Here is a 21,187-nt window from a genome sequence, read left to right on the forward strand (position 1 = left end):
GATAGGTTGCGTTCCTCGGGAATCATTCGCCTTAGAACTACTGTCGTGCACAGTTTGATCCGCCGCTTCGCAGGACACGCTGCCGGTGCAGCAAGCTCACGTTGAAATACGTCAGGTAAATAACTGTGGCGGCTACGGCGGCGCGACGAGTGCGAGAATTTAAAAGCGCTAGGCCCAGGCCCGCTTCGATGGTGCCGTTGATAAGCACGTGGGAGCGAATGTGGTCTGTGAAGGCCATTCGATTCACCGATTCGAACGCATTCGGGCGCAGAAGGTGCGCGATACCGGACGCCATGAGTCCTAGTGCCCCAAGCAATGCCCATCTTTCGGATCGTGTGCTTCCGGACTTCATGGGGTCGACCTCTCGTGGAGAACGACCGGAAGGTGGGTTGGGCCACGCAGCGAGCTGTTGGTGGACCACGTTGTCGGTCCGGTGAGCGAGATTCGGGACACGCGGTTGACCAGTTCACGGAGGACGGCTTGTGCCTCCATCCGTGCCAGCGGCGCTCCCAGACACAGGTGTGGACCGTAACCAAATCCGACGTGGGTGCGTGGATTTCGGTCCGCGCGGAAGGTGTTTGGGTCGTCGAAGGCGAGTGGATCGCGGTTGGCCGCTCCAAATGACATCAACACACGGGAACCCCGGGGGATGGTGACATTGCCTACTTGATAGTCGGCACGGGTGTATCGGTAGAGGTTTTGAATGGGACTGGTGTAGCGGATGTGTTCTTCGATGGCCGCAGGGATGAGGTCGGGGTTTGCGCGGATCATGTCGTATTGATCGGGGTAATTGGCGTAGGTGTGGAACATCCCCCCGAGAAGGTTGGTTGTGGTCTCATTGCCGGCAATCAAAAGCAAGATGGCGATGTAGAACAACTGGTTGTCCGTCATCGCACCATCGGTGCTGTGCGCTAACAGGCGGCCGAGGACGGTGTCCGATCCCTTAAGGTGACCCTCTGCCAAATGTTTCAAGAAGTAGCGGCGCAGCGCTACCGCGGCCCGCATCGATCGGGCTGTACTCGCAACGCCTTTCATCGTTGGAGTGAAGTTGATGATGCGGGTGCTGTCGTCTGACCAACGGCGGAAGTCGGCGATGTCGCTGTCCGGGACTCCGAGGATGGCGGCGATCACGCGAAGGGGCATCGGGATTGTCAGCCGCTGTACGGCATCACAGTCGCCAGCAGCGATCATGTCATCGACGAGCTCGGCGGCGAGCTCATCGATGATGCGGCGCCAACTCTCCAGTGCACCTTTGGTAAATGCCGGCTGGACTTGCTTGCGCAGGCGGCTGTGCTGTTCTCCGTCGGTGACCACAACAAGATCGGCGACCATCCGTACTCGGGTCACGCCGTGGCTGCTGGTCACCTGATCGGTGTCGCGCAGGGCTGCGCGGACATCGTCGAGTCTGTGCAGGATCCACGTGGCACGCCGGGGGTTGTAGTGAACACGTCCGCTGCGGTGCAGGGAGTCGTAGGCAGCGTGGGGCTGCGCCGCGACGGCCGGGTCCAACGGGTCGTAGTCGGTATTGATCGCACCCGTCCACCCCGTGTAGCCACGACTGCGTGTGCGGACCGCCGCAGCGACGTTTAATCGCCCCGCCGCAATGAGCGGCGACAACATGGCGATGGAACCGTCAGCGGCCTTTCCGAGCTTCAAGATGAGCGCACCTTTCCCGATAGCAGTGGTCTCAGAGTCCGTTCCGGCCGCTAGGCGGTCAATACCTGCCAGCGATGTTGAGAAGGCCCCGCACCGGGCCGAAACGCACTTCTGGCCGCAAAATCAGCAGGAGCTGCGCTTACCTATGAGACATTAAGTCCAATATGTCTCGTGGTGATAAAACGGATTTGTTGTCGATCGAAGCTTCGAGGGAAGGAGGACTCGAAGGTGGCGCTAGTCATGTTCGTCCTTCGTGCCGGTCGAACACTGGTCGAGCCAAAGCTCGCTACGCGGACCGACCCGCTTGCGATCCGCCTCACGCCCGCCTGGCGCGGATCGTTGCTGGCGCGCCAAGGAGACCGAGCCTCCTAAGTGGCCGCTTCGATCACCCGGATTTCTCCGGTGGCCCCGTCGACCTCGACGAGCGCACCGGACGGTAGCGACTTGGTAGCCCCTTGGACGTCGACGACGCAGGGGAAGCCGAATTCGCGGGCCACCACCGCCGCGTGCGACATCGGGCCGCCGAGTTCGGTCACGACTGCGGCGGCATAGCAAAACGCCGCGGTGTAGCCGACGTCGGTGACCTCCGCGACGAGGATCTCACCGGGTTGCAGGTCGTCGATGGTTTCGGGGCGCACGATGCGGACCCGGCCGCGCACCCGTCCCCCGCAGACGCCGACGCCGCGCAGGGTGTCGCCACTGGTGAGGGGCGGTGGAAAGGTCGCGGTGGGCTGCCAGCTCCCACTGAACACCGTTGGCGGGGAGATGGCGACCAGTCGGCGGTGGTCGGCGCGGCGCCGGGCAACCAGCGACGCGACATCCGCCGGAAGTGCATCGAGCTCGTCGACGAGCAGATAGAAGACATCGTCGACGCTCTCGAGGAGCTCGGCTTCGACCAACCTGCGTCCGTACTCGCGCATCAGGTTACGCAGCACCCAGTTAGCCCGCACCACCTTGTCGCGCCGAACTTCGCGATCGCGGAGTTGGCGTGCCGCCAGGTGGGCAATAGGCTTGGCCCGCAACGGGATCCGGGGCGGCGAAGGCTGCGGCATGGAAGGTGCGCTCATGGCTCTGGTCACCATGCGGACGAGCAACTCCGGATCGTCGGCGTAGCTGGTCGAGAGCATCTCGAGCTCGGCCGGGCCCCGATGACCGATCAGCGCCAGCTCGGCCAGCACCGCCGCGTGGAACTCGGGGGCCTCGACGGCCAGCTTTCCCAGTCGCTCCCCCGGTTCGGCCAGCAGCGCAGTCACTTTCGCGTCGCGCTGCGCGGCAACCACCAACCGCTGCATCGCCTCGACCGAGCGGGCGCTGACCAATTCCGGTCCCGCCGGTGCGGCGGTGTCTCGCCCACACAGGCCGCGCAGCAACACGTTGAACGCCGCGCACAGCATGAACGACGCCGAGGCCAGCACCCAGCCGTGCACGACCTCGTCGCGCGCCAACGAGACCAGGCTGAGCAGCCGGCGAGTGTCGAGTTGGGTGACATCGTCGCCGGCCAAGCGTTCCAGGCGATCGACATCGGCAACGAACTCATGGGTGTCCGCCGACGACCCGGCGGACAGGCCGATCAGGTTGACGCCGAATACGCCGATGTTGCGCGGGGTGCGCAATAGCTTTCGGAGGCGGCCGGTTTCGGCGCGCGGACGCTCCGCGCCGAAGACGGGAAGTGCGGCCATGCTGGGGCCGAAAAACCCGCTGTTGCTGACGATCATCGTGGGCTTGGCGAACGGTACCACCTCGGCCATGAAGTGCGCCGAGGTGATGGCGCCGTAGAGCCGGTGCGCGAACACCGCAACGGTGCGCATCGCGATTTCACGCTGGATGATCCCGCCGGGTCGAAGCCGCTCGGCGATCGCCACGCCGCCGGCACGCAGCCCGCGCACCGTCACCGACGCCGACGCCGGAGAGAACGGGCCGGGTAGGGCCTCCGACAAATTGGTGGCCAGGAAGGTGGGAAAGCGTGGGTCGATCGGGGTGTCGAATTCTCCGTTATCCCCCGCCGGGCCGGCCCAATCGGGCTTCACGCCGTCTTCGGAGGGCGCATCGACCGACGGTAGGTCGCCGATGCTGGCCATCCGCCACGGTAGGGATACCACTCGGTTGCCGATGGTGACCCGTCCGCGCACCGCGAGCGCGAAATCCTCGACGCATTCAGCGGAGCTCCACGCCGGCCGAAATCCCCACTGCTCACGCAACCGCGCCGTATCCATGAACGCGGCGCCGTGCACTCGTTGCAGCTCGGAGCGCCCCGGGCCCCACCGCACGACCGGGCGTCCGAGCATCGCGGCGATGCGGTGGAAGGTCAGTTCGCCCGGCGCAGCGAGATTGACTGGGCCACTGCCGATTTCGGTGTCCACGATCGCCCCGTCGAACAGCCGAAGCGCGTCGTCGAGGTGGACGACCTGCATGTGCCGGTCGGGCGATTCGTCGGGGTATGCCGGCAGCGCCAGCACTCGGCGCACCCAGTTGTCGACACTGCGGCCGAGGATCAGCGCGGAGCGGATCGCGATCCATTCCATGCCCGATTCCGCAAGCATCCGTTCGACCCGGACTTTGTGCAGGCCGTCGGCGCTGACCGGGGTTGTTGCGTCGTGCTCGGTCCTGGGTGCGTCCCCCCCGCCGTACACGTGTGCCGATGACGGAAAGACGACGCGACGAGCGTCCGTTTCCGCCACCGCCGCAAGGACATTGGCCGTTCCGTCGATGTTGACCTGCAAGCTGATCGGGTCATCCGGTCCGGGGCACGTCCGCCATGCGCAGTGCGCGACGACGTCCGCGCCGGCAAGAGCGCGTTTGACGGCGTCGGCGTCGCGGATGTCGGCCGTGACGAACTCGGCCGCGCTCGGCCAGCTGTCGGGGCGGTGCCGCGCGATCCCCGCGACGTCGTGGCCCTGGCTGAGCAGCCGGGTGATGAGGCCGCGGCCAAGCACGCCGCTGGCCCCGGTGACCGCGATTCTCACGTCATCCCTACTCGTCGTCGTCGCGCAGCGCAGCGTTGACCAGCGCGTCGAGATCCATGTCCGCGATGTCCTTTTCGGTGGTCACCGCGGAAGCCTGTCCGGTGGCCCCGGACTCGCTGGCCAACGCGAGCAACAGCTCCAGCACCCCCGCCTGCCGCAGTCGCTTGACCGGAATGGATCCCACCACCCGCTGGATGTCCGCCTCGCCCGGTGCTGTCGCGGCCGCGGGCTGGTCCGGCGATCCCACCAATTCGCGATACATGTAGCCGGCCAGCGCGGCGGAGTTCGGGTAGTCGAAGATCAACGTCGGCGAAAGCGCCAGCCCCGTCGCAGCTTTAAGCCGGTTGCGCATTTCGACAGCGGTCAGCGAGTCGAAGCCGAGTTCCTGGAACGCCCGGTCCGGGTGGATCGCCTCCGGGCTGGAGCTGCCCAGCACGGTGGCGATGTTGGCACGCACCAAGTCCAGCAGGATCGCTTGCTGCTCATCCTCGGGTAGACCTTCGAGGCGTTGCAGCAGAGCGGATTTCGACTTTGCGGCGGCCAGCGAGTCGTCGACCTGACGCCGCATCGGCGCGTTGATCAGGTCGACGAACATCGGCGGCAACGTGCCGCCGTCGAACTTGACCCGCAACGCCGCGAGGTCGATGTGGGCGGGCAGCATGAACGGCTCGTCGACAATCAGCGCGGTATCCATCAGTTCCAGCGCCTGGTCCGAGGACATCGCGACGATCCCGTCCCGGCCGAACCGGGCACGGTCGGCGGCGCCCAACGCACCGGTCATTGCGCTGGCCTGATCCCACAGGCCCCAGCCCAGCGAGATCGCCGGCAGCCCGTGCGCCCGTCGATGGGCGGCCAACCCGTCCAGGAACGAGTTGCCGGCCGCGTAGTTGGCCTGACCCGATGCGCCCGCGAGCCCGGCGATCGATGAAAACATCACGAACGCCGCGACATCCAGCTCGCGGGTCAATTCGTGCAGGTTCCACGCCGCGTCGACCTTGGACCGCAACACGGATTCGATCCGGTCGGGCGTCAAAGAGGTCACCACCGCGTCATGCAAGACCCCGGCGGCGTGGATCACCCCGGTCAGCGGATGCTGCATCGGGATCTCGGCGATCACCTTGGCCAATGCCTCGCGATCGGCGGCATCGCAGGCCACCGCCTCCACCTGCGCGCCGGCCGCGGTCAGTTCGGCGACCAGCTCCGCCGCGCCCGGTGCGTCCAGGCCGCGGCGGCTGACCAGCACCAGATTGCGTGAGCCGTGGCGGGATACGACGTGCCGGGCGACCGCCGAGCCGGCCATGCCGGTGGCGCCGGTGATCAACACGGTGCCCGCCGCCCACGCGTCGGGCATGGTCATCACGACCTTGCCGACGTGGCGCGCCTGGCTCAGGTAGCGCAGCGCGGCGGGTGCGCGTCGCACATCGAATCTGGTGACCGGCAACGGCCGCAGCACGTCTTCGCCGAACATGGCCGCCAGCTCGTCGAGCATCTGCGCGATGCGATCCGGACCGGCTTCGAAGAGATCAAATGCGCGGTAGCGCACACCCGAGTGGTCCCGTGCGACGGCCTCCGGGTCGCGGATGTCGGTCTTGCCCATCTCCAGGAAGACCCCGCCGGGGGCCGTCAGACGCAGCGAGGCGTCGACGAATTCACCGGACAGGGAGTCGAGGACGATGTCCATCCCGCGGCCACCGGTGACCGCCCGGAACTTCTCCTCGAACTCCAAGCTACGCGAATCGGCGATGTGATTGTCGTCAAAGCCCATGTCCCGCAGGGTGTCCCACTTACCGCGGCTGGCGGTAGCGAACACTTCCAGGCCGATGTGGCGGGCCAGCTGGACAGCGGCCATCCCGACCCCGCCGGCCGCGGCGTGCACCAGGACCCGCTGACCGGGCTTGGCGGCGGCCAGATCCACCAGCGCGTAATTCGCGGTAGCGAACACCACCGACGCGGTCGCGGCCGCGGTGTGTGACCATCCGGCCGGCATCTTGACGAGCAGGCGCTGGTCGGTCCTGGCGATGGTTCCGGTCCCATCCGGGAACAGCCCCATGACCCGGTCACCGACCTCCAACCGCCCGCCCTGCGAGGCGGTTTCGATGACCACACCGGAGGCCTCGATCCCCATGATCGCCTCGGGGTCGGGATAGAGGCCCAACGCGATCATGACGTCGCGGAAGTTGGCCGCGATGGCCGAGAGCGCCACCCGCACCTGGCCGGGGCCCAACGGCGCATCGGCGTCGGGAATCCGCTCTATGCGCAGATTCTCGATCGTGCCGTAGCTGCTCATGCCGAGTCGCCACGGTCCGTCGTCGGGTAGCAGCAACAGAGAACCGACGGCCCGGCTGCCGAGCACTCGCGCGGTGTAGACCGTTCCCTTGCGCACTATCGCCTGCGGCTCGCTCAGCGCGAGCACCGCTGCGACCGTGTCGGCATCCAGGGGCGCATCCGTGTCGACGAGCACCATTCGTCCGGGGTGCTCGGTCTGCGCCGACCGCACCAACCCCCAGACCGCCGCGCCCGCCAGATCGGTGACGTCCTCGCCCGGCAGCGTCATCGCGCCCCGGGTCGCTACCACCAGGGTTCCGGCACCGTCGCGCGACAACCACGATTGCAGCACGGGCAGCACCGCCCGCGTCGCCGCGTACACCTCGGTGATCACGTCGCCGGCCACCGGCCGGGATTCGAAGAGCACCGCCGGGGTCTCGGCGTCATTCAGTTCCGGTGCGCCCCAATGGGTTAGCGATACCGGCTGCACCGCCGCCGACGGCTGAGCTGACCAGATGACCTCGAAAAGCCGGTCCGGTCCCGAATTCGACACCGCGGCCAGGAGCTGTTTATCGGTGACCGGGCGGGCGACCATCGACGCCACCGAGAGCACCGGCAGCCCCAGCCCGTCGGACAATTCGATCGACACCGTGGACGGGCTGACCGGCACGATCCGTGCGCGCACCGCGCCCGCGCCCGCGGCGTGCAGCGACACCCGCTGCCAGGAGAACGGGACCAGCATGGACCCGTCCGGCAATTCGTCGCTGTCGGAGGCCAACATGACCGCGTGCAGTGCCGCGTCGAGCATGGCCGGGTGAACGCCGAACCCGGCCGGTGAAACCCCGGCGTCGGTGGGCAGCGACACCTCGGCGAAGACTTCGTCGCCGCGTCGCCACATCGACGTCAGGCCGCGGAACGCGGGGCCGTATCCGTAGCCACGCTCGGCCAATTGCTCGTATCCATCGCCCACATCCACCGGGACCGCACCGACCGGCGGCCACGCCGACAGGTCCGCACTCGGCTGCACCGACCCCGCCCGCAGCACGCCTTCGGCATGCAGCGACCATCCCGAGCCCGCTTCGGCCCGCGAAAACACCGACACCGCGCGGGCACCCGAATCGTCCGGACCGCCAACGACGACCTGAACGGCGACCGAACCACCAGCCGGCAACACCAGCGGCGCCGCGAGATTCAGCTCGTCGACGACTCCGCAGCCCACCTCGTCGCCCGCTCGGATCGCCAACTCGACGAATCCTGCGCCGGGGAACAGCACGACGCCGCCCACGGCGTGATCGGCCAACCAGCCCTGCGTGCCGAGGGACAACCGGCCGGTGAGAACCACTCCGCCGGTGGCCGGCAGTTCCACCACCGCGCCCAGCAAGCCGTGTTCGCCGGAGGCCAGGCCCAGGCCCGCGGCGTCGGCCGGGGTGCTGTTGGCTGAAAGCCAAAAGCGCCGCCGGTCAAAGGCATACGTCGGCAATTCGACCAGATTTGCGTCGCCAAGGGCACCGCGCCAGTCCACATCCATGCCAGCGACGAACCCTTGCGCGACGGCATTGAGCAGGGCGACCGGCTCCGGGCGGTCTTTGCGCAGCGCGGACATCGTGGTCACCGGGGCCGGCGACGGATCGGAAGCCAGCGTCTCCTCGATCGATGCCGTCAGGCCGCTACTCGGCCCGACTTCGAGGAAGCGGTTTCCACCCGCCGAGTGCACGAAACGCACGCTGTCGGCGAATCGCACCGCCTCGCGCACGTGCCGCTTCCAGTAGGCCGCCGAGCCGAAGTCGTCTCCGGCCAGCTGTCCGGTCAGGTTGGAAACAAGCGGAATGGTGGGCTTGCCGACCGCCAGCCCGGCAGCGACGGTTCCGAATTCGTCGATCATCGGATCCATCAACGGCGAGTGGAAGGCGTGCGACACGGAGAGCCGGTGCACACGGTGGCCGTCGGCGCGGAGCTGATCGGCCACCACGACCACCGCTTCTTGTGCGCCCGAAATCACCACCGAGGCAGGTCCGTTGACCGCGGCGATGCCCACGCCGACTTGTTCGAAGGGCGCCAGCAACGGCCGCACCTGGTCTTCGGTGGCCTGGACCGCGATCATCGCCCCGCCCTCGGGCAGCGCCTGCATGAATCGGCCCCGGGCCACCACCAGCACCGCGGCGTTCTCTAAAGACAGCACGCCGGCGACGTGCGCGGCTGCCAACTCCCCGATCGAGTGGCCCAGTACGAAATCGGGCCGCACACCCCAGGACTCGAGCAACCGGAACAACGCGACTTCCACCGCGAACAGCGCAGGTTGCGCGAATTCGGTGCTGTTCAAGACGTTTTCGTCGTTGCCCCACATCACCTCGCGCAGCGGGCGGAGCAGGTGCCGATCCAGTTCGGCCACGACGGTGTTGAAAGCCTCGGCGAACACCGGATAGCCGGCGTGCAATCCCATTCCCATGCCCAATATCTGGGAGCCCTGGCCCGGGAACACGAAGACCGTCTTGCCGGCGGTCGCCGTGCCACGAATGGCCGAGCCGGCCGGGTCGTCGCCGGCAAGCTCGTCCAGCCCGGCCAACAGGCGGTCGCGGTCGCTGCCCACGATGACGGCCCGCTGTTCGAAGGCCGACCGGCCCGCCAGCGACCACCCCACATCGGCGATGTCCAAGTCCGGGTGGGCGTGCAGGTGGGCCGCCAACCGGGCGGCCTGAGAGTTCAACGCCGACAGCGATTTCGCCGAGACCGGCCAGGGTACCGCCGGCACCTTGGGACCTTCCACGAGGCGCGGCGCCCCGGCCGGCACGGCCTCGACGATGACGTGCGCGTTGGTGCCGCTGATGCCGAACGACGACACGCCCGCCCGGCGCGGGCGGTCGCCGGGCTTGGGCTTCCATGCCCGCGCCTCGGTCAACAACGAGACCGAGCCCGTCGACCAGTCGACGTGCGGGCTGGGCTCGTCGACATGCAATGTCGCCGGCAACATCTCGTGGCGCATCGCCAAGACAATCTTGATCACGCCGGCCACCCCGGCGGCGGCCTGCGTGTGGCCCATGTTCGATTTGATCGACCCCAGCCACAGCGGCTCGCTGCGATCCTGCCCGTAGGTCGCCAGCAGGGCCTGCGCCTCGATCGGGTCGCCCAATGTGGTTCCGGTGCCATGCCCTTCGACGACATCCACCTCCGCGGCCGTCAATCCGGCACTGGACAGCGCGGCACGCACCACCCGTTGCTGCGAGGGACCATTGGGCGCGGTCAACCCGTTGGAGGCGCCGTCCTGATTGACCGCCGAGCCCCGCACCATTGCCAGTACCGGATGCCCCAGCCGCTGCGCGTCCGACAGGCGCTCCACCACGAGCATGCCGCCGCCCTCGGAGAATCCGGTGCCGTCGGCCGCGCCGGCGTAGGCCTTGCAGCGGCCGTCCTCGGACAACCCGCGCATGCGGCTGAACTCCACGAAGATGTCGGGGGTCGCGTTGACGGTGACGCCGCCGGCCAGGGCCAGATCGCACTCCCCCGAGCGCAGCGACTGTGCGGCCATGTGCAGGGCCACCAACGACGACGAACACGCCGTATCCACCGACACCGCCGGGCCCTCCAGCCCCAGCACATACGACACCCGCCCCGACGCCACACTCGACGACTGTCCGGTCAGCCGGAAGCCCTCAGCGGTCGGTGCGGCGCCAATGCCGTAGCCCTGCGTGTACACCCCGGCGAACATGCCGGTGGCACTCCCACGCAGCTTGCCGGGCTCAATCCCCGCCCGCTCCAACGCTTCCCACGACAGCTCGAGGAACATGCGCTGCTGCGGATCCATGGACAGCGCCTCGCTGGGCGCGATACCGAAGAAGGCGGGGTCGAAGTCCGCGACACCGTCCACGAAGCCGCCGGTGCGGGTGTAGCAGGTGCCCGGAACATCGGGGTCCGGGTTGTACACGCCGGCCAGGTCCCAGCCACGGTCGGTCGGGAATTCGGAGAGCACATCACGGCCCTCGGCCAGCATCTCCCACAGGTCCTCGGGGGAATCAACCCCACCCGGATAGCGACACGCCATGCCGACGATGACGATCGGATCATCGTCGGTGGCGCGGGCGACCGCGGCGTGCTTGATCTCTTGCGGCACCCCGGCGAGTTGGGTACGGATGTAGCCGGCCAGGCCGTTGGGCGTGGGGTAGTCGAAGATCAGGGTAGGCGAAAGCGCAAGTCCGGTAGCGGTTTTCAGCCGGTTGCGCATTTCGACCGCGGTCAGCGAGTCGAAGCCCAACTCCTGGAACGCCTTGTCCGGGTCGATCGCCTCCGCGGTGGTGTTGCCCAGCACCGTAGCGATGTGGGAACGCACCAGATCCAGGAGCACGGCGTGCTGCTCGGGTTCGGACAGCCCGTCCAGGCGATGCGCGAGCGCCGATTTCGATTTCGCGGCGGCCAGGGAGTCGTCGACCCGGCGGCGCGTCGGGGCGTTGACCAGATCGGTGAACATCGGCGGCACCGCGACCGCGTTGGCCCGCAGCGCGCCGAGATCGATGCGCGCCGGCGCCAGGAATGGTTCGTCGACGATCAGTGCGGTGTCGAAGAGCTCCATGGCCTCGTCCGAGGACAGCGCCAAGATCCCGTCGCGGCCCAGCCGGGCGAGGTCGGCGGCGTCCAGGCCGCCGGTCATGGCGCTCGCCTGATCCCACAGCCCCCAGGCCAGCGAGATCGCCGGCAACCCGTGCGCCCGCCGGTGTGCGGCCAATCCGTCCAGGAACGAGTTCGCCGCCCCGTAATTACCCTGGCCCGACGAGCCGACCAGCCCGGCCATCGACGAAAACATCACGAACGCAGAGAGATTCAGCTCGCGGGTCAACTCGTGCAGGTTCCACGCCGCGTCGACCTTGGCCCGCAGCACCGCGTCGACGCGCTCAGGCGTCAGCGACGTGACCATCGCGTCGTCCAGTACGCCGGCCGCGTGAATCACCCCTGACAGCGGGCGCTGCGCCGCAAGGCCGTCGATCACCTGTGCCAGTGCAGCCCGGTCGGCCGCGTCGCACGCCACCACCCGCGCCCGGGCACCCGCGCTTTGCAGCTCGGCGACCAGCTCGGCGGACCCGGGCGCGTCCGGACCGCGCCGGCTCAGCAGCACCATGTCTTCGACCCCGTGGTGTGCCACCAGGTGCCGGGCCAATGTCGAACCCGCCATGCCCGTTCCACCGGTGATCAGCACCGTGCCCGATGCCAACCCGACACCCGGCCCGGAGGGCACCGTCATGACGACCTTGCCGATGTGACGGGCCTGGCTCAAGTACCGCAGCGCGGTCCGGCCGCGCCGCACGTCAAAGGTGGTGACCGGCAACGGTTCCAGCACCCCGGCGTCGAACAGCCCGGTCAGCTCGCCCATCCACTGATGCATCCGCGGGCGGCCCGGCTCGAACAGGTCGAAGGCGCGATAGCGGACACCCGGGTATTCCTGCGCCACCACGCCCGGGTCGCGGATGTCGGTCTTACCCATCTCAAGGAACACGCCGCCGGGAGCGACCAACCGCAGTGAGGCGTCGACGAATTCGCCCGCCAGCGAGTCCAGCACCACGTCCATGCCGCGACCGCCGGTGACGGCCCGGAACTTCTGTTCGAACTCGAGGCTGCGTGAATCCGAGATGTGATCGTCGTCGAAGCCCATGGCCCGCAACGCGTCCCACTTGCCACGACTGGCGGTCGCGAACACCTCCAAGCCCAGATGCCTGCCCAGCTGAACCGCCGCCATGCCGACACCGCCCGCCGCGGCGTGCACGAGCACCCGCTGCCCGGGCTTGACATCGGCCAGGTGGATGAACGCCATATAGGCGGTGGTGAAAACCGCCGAGATGCCGGCGGCTTCCGCGTAGGACCAGTGCGCCGGCTTGTGCTGCAGCAGGCGGACGTCGCCGGGCACCAGCGTGCCGCTGCCGTCGGGGAAGAAGCCGTATACCGAATCTCCGACCGCGAACTCGGTGACCCCCGGGCCGACTTCGACCACCACACCGGCGCCTTCGCCACCGAGCAGGGCATCGTGGGTGAACATGCCCAGGGTGATCATGACGTCGCGGAAGTTGGTGGCGATGGCCCGCAGGGCCACCCGAACCTGACCCGGCTCCAGCGCGGCGCCTGCGTTGGGAACCGGCTCCAGTTGTAGGTTTTCGAAGGTTCCCGCGCTGCTGATTCCGAGGCGCCATGGCACGTCCGCCGGAGGAGTCATGATGCCGTCGACCGCGCGGCTGCCGTGCACCCGCGCGATGTAGGCAGTGCCGTCGCGCAGCAACACCGCGGGCTCCCCGGCCGCCAGAACGGTCGCGATGGCGCTATCGTCCAGCGCCGCATCGGAATCCACCAGCACGATGCGGCCGGGATGCTCGGTCTGCGCCGAACGCACCAGCCCCCATACCGCCGCGCCGGCCAAATCGGGAACGTCCTCCCCCGCCAAGCCCATCGCACCCCGGGTGGCGACGATCAGCACGCCGGAGTCGCGCTCGGTCACCCACGACTGCACGGCCGCCAGCGCCCGATGCGTTCGCTCATAGGATCCGGAGACCGGATCTTGGCCGCCCGCAACGGATTCGAACACCTGATGCACGGGCGACTCGGCGCTTACTGCCGTCGTAGGGGCCGGTGACCAGGCCACCTCGAAGAGTCGGTCGGGGCCCGACGCCGACACCGCCGCGCGCAGCTGCCGCTCGCTCACCGGGCGCGCCACCATCGCGCGCACCGACAACACCGGCAACCCGAGCCCGTCGGCCAACTCGATCGAAACAGCCCTCGAGGCCGCGGCGCCCTCCGACGTCGAGGCCGCAGCGATGCGCACACGCACTGCAGAGGCGCCCGCCGCGTGCAACGACACGCCCTGCCAGGAGAACGGCAGCACCAGCTCGTCGGTCTGGCCGGCGACATGCCGGCTGACGATCAGGGCGTGCATGGCGGCATCCAGCAGCGCCGGGTGTACACCGAATCCGTTGACGCCGCCGGCCGCGTCGGGCAGGCGCACCTCGGCGAACACCTCGTCGTCGCGCACCCACGTCGCGGTCAGGCCCCTGAATGCCGGGCCGTAGCCGTAGCCAAGCGCCGCCAGCTGTTCGTAGCCGTCCGCCGCGTCGACCTTGACGGCTCCCGCCGGCGGCCATGCCGACAGGTCCGCTTGCGGCTCGACCGGGCCGGTGCTCAGCGTTCCTTCGGCGTGGCACACCCAGCCGGAGCCCGTGTCGGGGCGCGAGAAGATCGACACCGGGCGCTGGCCGGACTCGTCGGCGCAGCCGACCACCACTTGCACGGCGACCGACGCGGACCCGGAATCCTTGGTCGGCAACATCAACGGCGCCTGCAGGGTCAGCTCCTCGACCGTCGAGCAACCGACTTCGTCGCCGGCGCGGATGGCCAACTCCACAAAGCCGGATCCGGGGAACACGACCGTGCCGGACACGGCGTGATCGGTCAGCCAGCCCTGCATGGTCGGCGACAGGCGGCCCGTCAGCACCACCCCACCCGACGCCGGGAGCTCGACGACCGCGCTCAACAGCGGGTGCTCGCTGGTACCCAGACCCAGTCCGGAGGCGTCGGCCGCGATGCCCTCCCCGGACAGCCAAAACCGGCGCCGGTCAAAGGCATACGTCGGCAACTCGACGAAGCCGGCGCCGTCCAGCGCGCCGCGCCAACGCACGCCCACCCCCGCGACGAACGCGGTCGCGGCCGACGTCAGGAATCGGTCGAGTCCGCCGTCATCGCGGCCCAGGGTAGGGATGACGATGACTTCAGCGGCCTCGGCCCCCCTGCTGACATGGTCATTGGCGGTGTCCTCGATGCCCGCGACCAGTGCCGGATGCGGACTGGATTCGATGAACGTCCGGTATCCGTGCTCGCAGGCGCTGCGCACCGCCTGGTCGAACTGCACGGTCTGCCGGATGTTGCGATACCAGTAGTCGGCGTCCAATCCGGCTGTGTCCAAGCGGTTTCCGGTCACCGTGGAAAAGAACGCGCTGCGCGAGGAGCGCGGCTCGATGCCGGACAACACCTCCGCGAGGTCCGCGCGGATCGCCTCGACCTCGACCGAGTGCGAGGCGTAGTCCACGTCGATCCGTCGGGTCCTCAGCTCGAGGTCGGCGCAGAAGCCGACCAGCTCGTCGAGCGCGGCCACCTCGCCCGACACCACGACGGCCGACCGGCCGTTGACGGCGGCGATGCTGGCTCGATTGCCGTAGGGCGCCAACAGCTCCCGGGCCCGCTCAGTGCTGCAGGCGATGGACAGCATCCCACCGGGTCCGGCCAACGACGTCAGCAGCTTGCTGCGCAACGTGACCACCCGGGCGGCGTCTTGCAGCGAGAGCGCACCGGCGACGTAGGCGGCGGCGATTTCACCCTGCGAGTGGCCGATCACCGCATCGGGGTTGACCCCGACCGACTTCCACAGCTCGGCCAGCGACACCATCACGGCGAAGAGCACCGGCTGCACGACATCGACCCGGTCGGTTCCCGGCGCCTCGGGCGCGCCGCGCAGCACGTCGATGAGCGACCAGTCGACGAATTCGGCGAAGGCCTCTTCGCATTTGTGGATCTGCTGGGCGAATACCGGTGCGGTATCCAGCAATTCGGTCGCCATGCCGAGCCATTGGGAGCCCTGGCCCGGGAAGACGAACACCGTTTTGCCCGCCGGTGTCGCGATGCCACGAATGACCGATCCGGTGGGGTCGTCGTTGGCCAGCTCGTCCAGGCCGGCCAGCAGCCCGTCGCGGTCACCGCCGACGACGACCGCCCGGTGCTCGAACGTCGCACGGCCCGCCAAGGACCACCCGACATCGCCGACGTCGAGATCGCTGTGCGCGCGAACGTATTCGGCCAGCCGTGCCGCCTGGGCCGCCAGTGCCGACGGCGATTTCGCCGACACCGCCCATGGCACCACCGGTCGCGCCGGACCGGCCTCCCGCGGAGACCCAGCCGGAGCGGATTCGACGATGACATGCGCGTTGGTGCCGCTGATACCGAACGACGACACGCCCGCGCGGCGCGGGCGCTCGGGCCGTTCCGTCTTCCACGGCTGAGCTTCCGTCAGCAGCGACACCGCACCCGTCGACCAGTCGACGTGCGGGCTCGGAGCGTCCACGTGCAGCGTCGCCGGCAGCGTCTCGTGACGCATCGCCTGCACCATCTTGATGACGCCGGCCGCCCCGGCGGCCGCCTGCGTGTGGCCCATGTTCGATTTGATCGACCCCAGCCACAGCGGCTCGCTGCGATCCTGCCCGTAGGTGGCCAGCAAGGCCTGGGCCTCGATCGGGTCGCCCAATGTGGTTCCCGTGCCATGGCCCTCGACGACGTCCACGTCGGCCGCGGACAGCCCGGCATTGGACAGCGCGGCACGCACCACCCGTTGTTGCGAGGGACCGTTGGGTGCGGTCAACCCGTTGGAGGCGCCGTCCTGATTGACCGCCGAGCCGCGCACCACGGCCAGCACCGGGTGCCCCAGCCGCTGCGCGTCCGATAGACGCTCCACCACGAGCATGGCCCCACCCTCGGACCAGCCGACGCCGTCGGCCGCGCCCGCGTAAGCCTTGCATCGCCCGTCCGGCGCCAGTCCACGATGCCGGCTGAACTCGACGAAGACCGTTGGCGTGGCGTTCACGGTCGCGCCGCCGGCCAGCGCCAGGTCGCACTCCCCCGAGCGCAGCGACTGCACCGCCATGTGCAACGCCACCAACGACGACGAACACGCCGTATCCACCGACACCGCCGGGCCCTCCAGCCCCAGCACATACGACACCCGCCCCGAGGCGACGCTGGAGGTCATGCCGGTCAGCCGGTAGCCCTCGATCTCCTCGGCGAGCATGCCGTAACCCTGAACGATGAGCCCCGCGAACACGCCGGTGGCGCTGCCGCGCAGCCCGCTGGGGTCAATCCCGGCCCGCTCCAAGGCTTCCCACGACAGTTCGAGCAGCATCCGATGCTGGGGATCCATCGCCAGCGCCTCGCTCGGCGCGATGCCAAAGAAGGCGGGGTCGAAGTCCGCAACCCCGTCGACGAAGCCCCCGGTGTTCACGTAGCACTTGTGACGCGCGTCGGGGTCCGGGTCATACAGGCTCGCCACGTCCCAGCCGCGGTCGGTGGGAAATTCCGAGATCACATCGCGGCCGTCGGCAACCATTTGCCACAGCGTCTCCGGGCTGTCCACGCCACCCGGGAAGCGGCAGGACATACCGACGATCGCGATCGGCTCGTTGGACCGCTCCAGCAGCGCACGGTTGGTGCGCTTCAGGCGCTCAACCTGGACCAGCGCCTTACGCAGCGCTTCGGTCGCATGCTGGAGTTGATCAACCATCACAAACCTCGCCTAACCCTCACCTAAAGACATGTGGCCGCCCTTTACCGCCGGATGCGGTTTTCGCCGAGTGACGGAATTTGCTGCACGAGGCGACGCCGTTTCCCGTTCGACCAGCGCCGTGCTGCTCTCCGACCCAAGAATATTGCTGGTGAGTATGTCCAACTCCGACTGAAATTCAAAACGTCCGCTGCTCCCGCTGTTACGGGAGGACCGGCATGGACGGATGCGCCGCGCCGCGCGATGAATGTGTTATTCCAAGCGCCCGGTGTGGTCGCTGGACCGCGGCGCGCTGTAGACGTGGCCCGATGTCCATGGCGCGACTGTACCCGGCCGGCCATAGCCGGTGGTCAGGCGCATGTCGCGGACTGTGCGGGACTGCATCGGGGCCGGGCCGGACGACGCGGTCACACACCCGCTCGGCGCCATCCGTCGGCGGCCCGGGCGGCTTGGATCAGCGCGTCGCATAACTGGCGTAGCTCGGTGGCCCCGGCACCCTCGTCGACCGCCGTGGCCACGTCCTCGGCGGCGCACCGCACCTGGTAGACCCGATCCGACAGATCTGCGGCATCCTGGGCTGACAACACGACCGCGTCGTCGGCGACCGCTGCCGCGCCGTTGCGGTTCAGCGAGGCCCGTTGCTCATACGCGCGCTGCCTGCACGACTGCCGGCAGTACTGGCGGCGGCGGCCCATGCCCGCATCGGTGACGTCTCGGCCGCACCAGCGACAGGGCTGCGGGTGGGTACGGCGGCTCACGCCAGCCGACTTTAGTCGGGTTTTCCCGGTGATCCCGGTATCATTGATGGTCGCGTCGCGTACGCCGGCTCCGGCCGGGGAACTGCGCAGATCGTCGCAGCGTTTGCTAAATGAAGAGCTAGGAGCCGGAGAGCTCCGAGAAGACCTAAGGAGTAGCAGCCATGGCTGATCGTGTACTGAGAGGCAGTCGCCTCGGGGCCGTGAGCTACGAGACCGACCGCAACCACGACCTTGCGCCGCGTCAGCTCGCGAAGTACCGGACGGAGAACGGCGAGGAGTTCGAGGTTCCGTTCGCCGACGACGCCGAGATTCCCGGCACCTGGCTGTGCCGTAACGGCATGGAAGGCACCCTGATCGAGGGCGACCTGCCCGAGCCGAAGAAGGTGAAGCCGCCGCGCACGCACTGGGACATGCTGCTGGAACGTCGCTCGGTCGAGGAGCTCGAGGAATTGCTCAAGGAGCGGCTCGAGATCATCAAGACCCGCCGCCGGGGCTGACCGGCGAAATCGAGCCTGGCCGGCCGTGCCTAGCTGCGGTTGTCGGCCCTGGTGGGCCGGGCACCCGACCGCCGACCCTGGATACCCCAGCGGGTGACCTTGACCAGTGCTTCGCGGATGTTGGATCCGCTCATCTTGGACACGCCGAGTTCGCGCTCGGTGAAGGTGATGGGCACCTCGGCGATGGTGAACCCGTTGCAGATCGTGCGCCAGGTCAGATCGATCTGGAAGCAGTAGCCCTTGGAGTCGACCCCGTCGAGGTCGATCGCCTCGAGCACCTCGCGGCGATACGCGCGGTAACCGGCCGTGATGTCGTGCACACCGATGCCGAGCGCCAGCCGGGCGTAGGTATTGGCCGTCCAGGACAGGGCCCAGCGCCGCTTGGGCCAGTTGCGGACCGTTCCGCCCTCGACGTAGCGCGACCCGATGGCCAGATCGGCGCCGGCGTCGACGGCGTCCAACAGGCGGTGCAGCTGTTCGGGGGCGTGGCTGCCGTCGGCGTCCATCTCCACCAGCACCGAGTAGTCACGGCTCAACCCCCACGCAAAACCCGCCAGGTACGCCGCGCCCAGGCCGTCCTTGACGGTGCGGTGCATGACGTGCGTGCGGCCGGCGTCGGCCGCCGCCAGCTCCTCGGCGAGCTGACCGGTGCCGTCGGGGCTGCTGTCATCCACCACGAGCAGGTGCACGTGCGGGCAGGCGTCCTTGAGCCGCCGGTGGATGACCGGAAGGTTCTCCAGCTCGTTGTAGGTAGGGATGATCACCAAGACGCGCTGGCTGGGACGGTTGCCTGGGACCTGGGGCGCCGGCTGGCCGGTGGTCATGTAGCTCCTCTGTGTCGCCCGACATCGAATGCAGTGTCGGCCGTCCTGGTCGGACGGGGTGTGGTCAGTCGCCGTCGTCTTCCGGCGTGCGGTGCCGGGAGGCGGGCGCAGTGTCTTCAGTCGCGCTCGTCGGGCGGGGGTTTGTCCGCGGTCGCACCCGCCCTTTCGATCGGCGTGTGAACCGCAGACGTACCGAACGCGGGAACCATCCATTGTGCCGCATCCCGGCCAGGATCACCGCTCCGGCCGCCGCGACCATGACCCACTGCAGCAGCGGCCCCCACTGCGTCGCCGGGGTCAGCCTGGTCTTGAGGCGCACCTGCATGTCCAGATAGGCGGGCTGGAAGAAGTCGGTGCGGGCCAGCTCGCCGCCGTCGGGGGCCACCACCGCGCTGATCCCGGTGGTGCCGGCGACCACGACGTACCGGTCGTGCTCGACGGCACGCACCTTGGCGAATGCGAGCTGCTGCTCGCTCATCCTCTTGTTGAAGGTCGCGTTGTTGGCAGGTACGGCCAACAACTGGGCGCCGCCGAGCACCGCCTTTCTCGGCACGCGGTCGAATATCACCTCCCAGCAGGTGGCGACCCCGACGGGCACGCCCGCGATGTGCACCACGTCGGAACCCTGGCGAGGCACAAAGCTTCCGGCGCGGTCCGCGTAGCCGGACAGGTGCTTGAACAGCCACGGCATCGGCAGGTACTCGCCGAACGGCTGCACGATTGCCTTGTCGTGCCGATCGGCCGGGCCGGTCCCCGGATTCCACACGATCATCGTGTTGGTGTACTTCGGATCCTGCGGCGGGCGCCCCGGCACATCGAGGACGCTGCCGATCAGGATCGGAGCGCCGATGGCAGCCGCGGCCTGCGAAATCTCCTGGGCGGCGTCATTGTCGGAAAGCGGGTCGATGTCCGACGAGTCTTCCGGCCAGATCACGAATTGCGGTTGCGGGGCTGCGCCGGAACGCACGTCCTCGGCCAGCCGCAGGGTTTGCTGGATGTGGTTGTCCAGGACCGCGCGCCGCTGTTCATTGAATTCGAAGCCCAGCCGGGGCACGTTGCCTTGGATGGCCGCGACCGTGACCGATGGCTCGCCACCCGATCCGGTACCGGCGTGGCGCACCTGCGGCCAGACTATGACCGACGCGAACAGCACCAGGCAGATGCAGACGCCGGGCTGCACCACCGCGGGCGGCGCCTGATCGGGATCGTCCGCGCGTCCGTCGGCCGAGCCGGGCGCCGGGTGACCCAAATGCCACCACTTCACGATCTCCAGCGCGATGGCCGTAGCGCTGAAGCCCACGAGCATGATCGCCATCGACAGCAGTGCGACGCCGCCGAGCTGGACCAGCGGCAGGAACGGGCCGTCGGTCTGACCGAATGCCGCCGATCCCCAGGGGAAGCCGCCGAACGGGCCTATCGACTTGAGCCACTCCTGGGCGGCCCACAGCAGCGCGAACCAGAGGGGCCAGCCAGGCAGCCGGCGCACGGTGACAGCGCAGAGGCCGAACAGGGCGGGAAACAGCGCCGACACCGTCGCGAGCGCGATCCACGGGATCGGGCCGACGAGGAGCCCGACCCAGGGCAACAGTGGCAGGTAGAACGCCAGCCCGAACAGGAAGCCGTAACCCAGGCCGCCCGCCGGCGTGGTCGCGGGGTGCGTCAGCACCCACGCCAGCAGCGCGGCGGCCACGACAGCGCCCCACCACCAGTTGAGTGAGGGGAAACTGGCGCAGAACAACAAGCCGCCCGCCACCGCGCAACCCAGCCGGGTCAGGCGGGGCAGCATCGCGGCCTGCGCGGCGGGCAGCCGCGCGATCACCGCGGCGAGCAACCCGGTTACCGCGCCCCGCGCCGAGGTCCCCAGCCGACCGCCCGCCCGCCCGCGCTCCTCGGGAGGCGCGGCGTTCTCGCGCTCGTCGTGCTCGTCGTGCGCTTC

At 68.6% G+C, this 21,187-nt stretch carries 6 protein-coding genes and 1 pseudogene; 1 reads left to right on the forward strand and 6 read right to left on the reverse strand.

All coding sequences use genetic code 11. The annotated features are described in order from the left end of the window. Window positions 1–37 precede the first annotated feature (37 nt). The 5 genes from AC5Y4H_RS07290 to AC5Y4H_RS07310 form a co-directional block, all read right to left on the reverse strand. Window positions 38–352: a DoxX-related protein gene (locus tag AC5Y4H_RS07290; protein WP_499979837.1), complete on the reverse strand. Its 315-nt coding sequence runs from the start codon at window positions 350–352 to the stop codon at window positions 38–40. Next, window positions 349–1,620 (reverse strand): cytochrome P450, encoded by a 1,272-nt coding sequence (locus tag AC5Y4H_RS07295; protein ID WP_499979838.1) that lies wholly within the window; start codon window positions 1,618–1,620, stop codon window positions 349–351. Before AC5Y4H_RS07295 ends, AC5Y4H_RS07290 begins: the two co-directional genes overlap by 4 nt. A 404-nt stretch (window positions 1,621–2,024) precedes the next feature. Then, the gene (locus AC5Y4H_RS07300; protein WP_499979840.1) at window positions 2,025–4,619 is read right to left on the reverse strand and encodes a sugar epimerase family protein; all 2,595 of its coding nucleotides are present in this window, start codon (window positions 4,617–4,619) and stop codon (window positions 2,025–2,027) included. A gap of 7 nt (window positions 4,620–4,626) precedes the next feature. Further along, window positions 4,627–17,172, reverse strand: coding sequence for a type I polyketide synthase (locus tag AC5Y4H_RS07305; protein ID WP_499979841.1), 12,546 nt, complete (start codon window positions 17,170–17,172; stop codon window positions 4,627–4,629). Between the two features lie 407 nt (window positions 17,173–17,579). Further along, window positions 17,580–17,930 carry a hypothetical protein gene (locus AC5Y4H_RS07310; RefSeq protein ID WP_499979842.1) on the reverse strand — a complete coding sequence of 117 codons (351 nt, stop codon included), beginning with the start codon at window positions 17,928–17,930 and terminating at the stop codon, window positions 17,580–17,582. Window positions 17,931–18,091: 161 nt separating this feature from the next. On the opposite strand from AC5Y4H_RS07310, the gene AC5Y4H_RS07315 reads away from it, so the two are divergent. Beyond that, window positions 18,092–18,427: an RNA polymerase-binding protein RbpA gene (locus AC5Y4H_RS07315; protein ID WP_068067977.1), complete on the forward strand. Its 336-nt coding sequence runs from the start codon at window positions 18,092–18,094 to the stop codon at window positions 18,425–18,427. 29 nt (window positions 18,428–18,456) lie between these two features. On the opposite strand, the pseudogene lnt reads toward AC5Y4H_RS07315, so the two are convergent. Further along, window positions 18,457–21,037 (reverse strand): annotated as a pseudogene (gene lnt / locus AC5Y4H_RS07320) (apolipoprotein N-acyltransferase). Between the last annotated feature and the right edge of the window lie 150 nt (window positions 21,038–21,187).

The organism is Mycobacterium sp. NGS58 (assembly GCF_059812385.1).